Origin of the sequence: Azospirillum sp. B506 (assembly GCF_000333595.1) — a bacterium.
Taxonomy (GTDB): domain Bacteria; phylum Pseudomonadota; class Alphaproteobacteria; order Azospirillales; family Azospirillaceae; genus Azospirillum.
In genome coordinates this window covers 1-5,048 of sequence record NZ_BADK01000613.1, presented here as the reverse complement: position 1 = coordinate 5,048, position 5,048 = coordinate 1, and the positions used below count along the sequence as shown (strand labels likewise).

The 5,048-nt window shown below is 65.6% G+C and carries 5 protein-coding genes and 1 pseudogene; 4 read left to right on the top strand and 2 right to left on the bottom strand.

Annotated features, from left to right (window positions below):
- A pseudogene (locus tag I71_RS18225) lies at positions 1-576 on the bottom strand (hypothetical protein); the annotation flags it as partial.
- A 350-nt stretch (positions 577-926) separates the two neighbouring features.
- Positions 927-1,112: a hypothetical protein gene (locus tag I71_RS18220; protein WP_042696261.1), complete on the bottom strand. Its 186-nt coding sequence runs from the start codon at positions 1,110-1,112 to the stop codon at positions 927-929.
- Positions 1,113-1,361: 249 nt separating this feature from the next.
- Here I71_RS18220 and I71_RS18215 point away from each other — a divergent pair, with 249 nt between their 5' ends.
- From I71_RS18215 to I71_RS18200, 4 genes are all read left to right on the top strand, one after another.
- A complete protein-coding gene (locus tag I71_RS18215) occupies positions 1,362-2,075 on the top strand; it encodes a response regulator (protein ID WP_042696260.1) in 714 nt (237 codons plus the stop codon).
- 104 nt (positions 2,076-2,179) lie between these two features.
- On the top strand, positions 2,180-2,794 hold the full coding sequence (locus I71_RS18210; protein WP_042696259.1) for a 2-hydroxychromene-2-carboxylate isomerase: 615 nt from the start codon (positions 2,180-2,182) through the stop codon (positions 2,792-2,794).
- Positions 2,795-2,943: 149 nt separating this feature from the next.
- On the top strand, positions 2,944-3,969 hold the full coding sequence (locus tag I71_RS18205) for a potassium channel family protein (protein ID WP_042696258.1): 1,026 nt from the start codon (positions 2,944-2,946) through the stop codon (positions 3,967-3,969).
- A 111-nt stretch (positions 3,970-4,080) separates the two neighbouring features.
- On the top strand, positions 4,081-4,509 hold the full coding sequence (locus I71_RS18200; RefSeq protein WP_042696257.1) for a DUF1489 family protein: 429 nt from the start codon (positions 4,081-4,083) through the stop codon (positions 4,507-4,509).
- Positions 4,510-5,048: the final 539 nt, after the last annotated feature.

Sequence of the window (5,048 nt, the reverse complement as noted above, 5' to 3'; positions counted from 1 at the left end):
CAGCGCATCGCCTTCCTCCAGCACCAGCTGGGGCAGGCCGTCGGCGGTCATCAGCGTCACCCGGTGACGGGTCGCGGTGGCGCCGTCGTTGCCCGGCAGCCGCACCGTTTCCTCGGTCACCGACATCAGCCGGCCGGTCAGCTGGCGCGAGCCGCCTGAGGTCACCTCCGCCCCGCGCATGGCGTTCAGCAGGGCGACGGGAGAGGTGAGGTCGCCGGCCGAGAAGGGCAGTTCGCGGAAGGCGGTGTCCAGCGGCTCGGCGCCCGGCAGGCCGATGGTGCCGACGCCGCCCTTGTCGTCATAGACGACGATGCTCTTCAGCACGTCGTCGACCTGATCGCGCCGCACCTCCAGCGACAGCTCGGCATCGCCGCTCACCGTCGCCTCATATTCGAAATAGCCGACGCCGCCGGTGGACAGCAGAACCCGCGTCAGCGCCAGTTGCCCGCCCGCCTGTGGCCCACCCACCATTTGCTCGCCGGCCGGTTGCCCGCCGGTTGGCCCGTAGCCGGCAGCCAGGGCAGCCGGGGCGGCCATCAGCAGGGCGGTGGAGGCGAGAAGGATGGCGCGGATCATGGTGGGTCTCTCCGGTTCTGTGGCTCCCGGCCATCGGCATAAGTGCGAATTCGGGCGGGAATAGGGAGAGCGTCACCGGACGGCCAGGAAACTTCAGGGTATCGCTGCCAGCCAGCGTTCCATCATCGTGCGCCACAGCGGTGCGCCATTGTGAGCCGTGACCGCTATCGCGGCCGGGGCGCAGCCGGGATGGTGGCTGCAGCGTTCCGTCACCGGACGGCGGTTGCCGTCGGCGGGCAGGCGCCTTGCGGTCCGGAGATGGGCCGGGGCGCAGGATGCGGCTCGCTGGGATGGCATTGGTGTCGCCGGGGCGTAACGGACGGGCATGATCGCGCTCTTGCCGGAGACCGTCAGCCCGCCTGTCCGACCGAGCGCGCCGAATCGAGGTGACGCTTCGCCTCGCCCAGCAGCAGGCGATGCTGCGCCAGCGTTTCGCGGATCGGGCCATGCTGTCCATAGACCCGCACCTCGTTCAGCAGACGGTCGGCGCGGTCGAGCAGGGCCAGGCGCTCCAGGCAATGATCGATGTTCGACATGGCGGTGCATTCCCCATACGGCTTTGGTCCGGTGCCCGGGCCGGGCGACCGTCCCCTGGTCGATGGTCTGCATTTAAACCGCAGCCTGTTTCTGGTTAATGTCCGGAGAAGGGTATTTTCATGTCGCCGGCAGGACAGGTGGTTTCAACCGGCTCACGCAGCCGGCGAATTGGCCGCGGCTGTTACCGGGTTGTAACGCATTGCGTGCCGCACGCGCGTGAGATAAGAAGGTCTGGGGAGGTAACAGGCATGCATATTCTCGCGGTCGACGACGACGAGCCGATTCGGGAGCTTTTGGCCTCATATCTGGCGGGAGAGGGGTACCGGGTCACGACGGCGCAGGATACCGCGTCGGCCCGGCAGGCGCTGGATGGCGAGCCTGTCGATCTCGTGGTTTGCGATTTGCGCCTGCCCGATGGTGATGGGCTCGGCCTTGTCCGCCAGATCCGCACCGAATCTCAGATCCCCGTCATCATCCTTTCCTCCAAGGACCAGGATGTCGACCGCATCGTCGGGCTGGAGCTGGGCGCCGACGATTACCTGACCAAACCCTTCAACCCGCGCGAACTGCTGGCCCGCATCAAGGCGGTGCTGCGCCGTGTCTCCAATGACGCCCGCCCGGCCCGCAGCCCGGAGGAACTCCGCGCCGTGGTGCAGTTCGCCAATTGGGAACTCGACCTCACCGCCCAGCGCCTGCGCGGGCAGGAGGGGCGCGAGGTGGAGTTGACCAAGGCGGAGTTCGGCCTGCTGGCTGCCTTCGTCAAGCGGCCGCAGCGGGTGCTGACCCGCGACCAGCTGCTCGACCTCACCCGTGTCGACGGAGCCGAGGTGTTCGACCGCTCCATCGACGTGCTGATCCTGCGCCTGCGCCGCAAGATCGAGGCGAACCCGAAGGAACCCCGCATCATCAAGACCGAACGCGGCGCCGGCTACGTCTTCGACGCCAAGGTGCGCACGGTCTGACGGGGGCGGGGCGGTCCCTTTCCGGACGCCCCAGATGCCCTGCTGGACGCTGTCCGATACCCGCGTTAGCCTTTCCGGAAAAGCCTTGCGGAGAGGAAGCGCACATGTCCGAGCCCATCGATTTCTATTTCGACTTCGCTTCGCCCTACGGCTATTTCGCCAGCCTGCGCATCGACGAGCTGGCGGCGAAGCATGGCCGCGCCGTCACCTGGCATCCGGTCCTGCTCGGCGCCATCTTCAAGGTGACCGGCATGAAGCCGAACCTGCAGCAGCCCCTGCGCGGCGAGTATCTGACCCATGATGTCGGCCGCATCGCCCGCCTGACCGGCGTGCCCTTCACCTTTCCCGACTCGGCTCCGGCCAATGGCGTGGCCGCCTCGCGTGCGTTCTACTGGCTGACCGACGAGCATCCGGAACAGGCGAAGCTGCTGGCCCATGCGCTGTTCCATGCCCATTTCGCCGAGGGGCGGGACATCGGCCCCTCGGATACGGTGGCCGAGATCGCGGCGAAGACGCTGGGCAGCCTCGGCATCGACCGCGCGGCGGTGACCGCCGCCATCCAGGACCAGACGGTCAAGGACCGACTGCGGGCCGAGACCGACGATGCGGTGGAGCGCGGGGTTTTCGGTTCCCCCTTCGTCATTGCCGATGGCGAGCCCTTCTGGGGCTGGGACCGGCTCGACATGCTCGACCGCTGGCTCGCCACCGGCGGCTGGTAGGGGCCGGCTGGCAGGGGCGGGGGGCGGTTCTTCGGCCGGGCGGGTGGAAAGTGCTGACGGTCGGTCCGCTCTAACCGCTATAACCGTGGGATAAGACTTTCGGTTGGGCGCCGGCCGCGGTGCCTGCTCTCGATTCGGTTGACCGCCCCATGGATCAGATCGTTCCCGACCGCCGCCCCCGGACGTCCAGCCCGCCTCCGGCAACTCCGCCCGGCGGATCGCATGGCAACCATGGCGGGCCGCATGGGGGCCGGGGGGCGTCCAAGTCCTGGCTGGGCGGGGTGTTGCTGACGGCGCTGCTTCTCGGTCTGATCGCGCTATCGATCCGGTCGGTATCGGGCGATCTGACCTTCGTCCTGCTGGGATCGGTCGGTCTCGTCGTCGGCGCCTTCCATTATCTGTTCCCGGGAAGCCAGTTCTTCACCCTGGCGCTGACCAACTTCATCGGCGTCTATGCCTGCATCTTCGTCTTTTTCGCCGAAAGCAACTTCCACAACATCAGCCCTCTGATCCAGGCCATCGCCTTCGTCCTGCCGCTGGTCGCCTTTCTCGGTGGTGCCTGGTGGCGGGCGGAGGACATCCGGCGGATCGTGATGTCGCGGCGGTTGCGGGAAGGCGGCCATTTCGACCGTGTCTTCCTGTGGATGGCGCCGGTCTGGGGCATCGGCGCCCTGACCTTCCTGGTGCCCGAACAGGACATGGACACCCAGACCATCGGTGCCATCTTCCTGCTGGCAATGTCCGCCATCGCCGCCATCGTCGCGCTGGTGTCGCGTGACATCGCCATCTTCCTGCTCGATGCCGGCCTGCTGTTCGAGGGATTTTTCCAGCAATCGGCGCGTCTGGTCCTGCCGGCCTTCGCCTTTCTAACCTTCTATTCGCTCTGCATCATCCTGTTCGGCGCCATCTACACCATCATGGACCGCTTCATGGCGGAGCCGAACTTCGTGATCGAAGGCGTCAGGCGAGACATCACCTTCGCCGAGGGGATCTATTTCTCCATCGTGACCTTCGCCACGGTCGGCTATGGCGACATCCATCCGGTGTCCGGGCCGGTTCGTCTGGTCTGCGGCATCGAGATCATCATGGGCGTGCTGCTCCTGCTGTTCGGCTTCAGCGCCATCATCGGCCATGCCCGGCCGACAAGCCGGTCCGACCGCAACGATCCGCTCTGAGGGCAATTCCCCTGGGAAGCTCACGGGACAATCCGGCATAACGCACCATGTCAGGAGGCGCGCTATGCTGGGCGCCCTTCCGTTCATCCCGTCAGAGACGACACAGCCTCCATGCCTCTCCATCTCATCAAGCTCGCCGTCGGCGTCCGCGACCTCGACCATCTGGCGGAACTGCAGGACCGCCGGGCCGTAACCGCTGGTGGGCGGACCCGCATTCCAGTCTACACCCGCCGCCTCCCAAAGCGTGGCGACGAGCTGCTGGCCGGTGGATCGATCTACTGGGTCATCAAGGGCAGCGTCCTGGTGCGTCAGCCCATCCTCGCCATCGACAGCGGCACCGACGAGGAGGGGGAGAGCCACTGCACCCTGTACCTCGCCGCCGACCGGGTACAGACGGTGCCGACCGCGCATCGTCCTTTCCAGGGATGGCGCTATCTGACCGCCGAAGCCGCTCCCCAGGACCTTTCCGCTGCTGGTGGGGCAGGGGATGAACTGCCGGCCGATATGGCGGCGGAACTGCGGGAACTCGGCCTGCTCTGACGAAACCATCAGTCGGCTTGGCGAACATAAAAATGTTCATGGCAACGAAAAAAGCGCTTGCATGGTTTGGGGGAGGGCGCCTATAACCCGCTCCACCGACGGCGGGGCGCTGAACGAAGCGCGGCGCTGAAGGAGAAACGGATAAAGAAAACAGCGACTTAGCTGTTTAATCTTCCGGTTTCGACCGAAATGCCTCCGGCCTACTCTGGTCCGATCCTCTGAAGAAGGGGAAGCGGAAGAGCAGCCGGTGCGGCACGTTTCAGTGCTGCGGGTTCTTTGACAAGTACATACCGTGTTGTGAGAAGGGATGCGCAGGCGGCGGCAGTTGGTAGCCGTTGCGGCCTTGTGGTGTTGGTTCTTTTGGGGATCGGCACAATGAGGATCGTCTGTGCATCTTTTGAGCAGAGAAACTGTGAACAGTATCGACGTTTCAGGAGATCGCTATCGGCGGTCCTGTCAGTCGTGACTTTGGTCACGATCTGAACCTGAGAGTTTGATCCTGGCTCAGAACGAACGCTGGCGGCATGCCTAACACATGC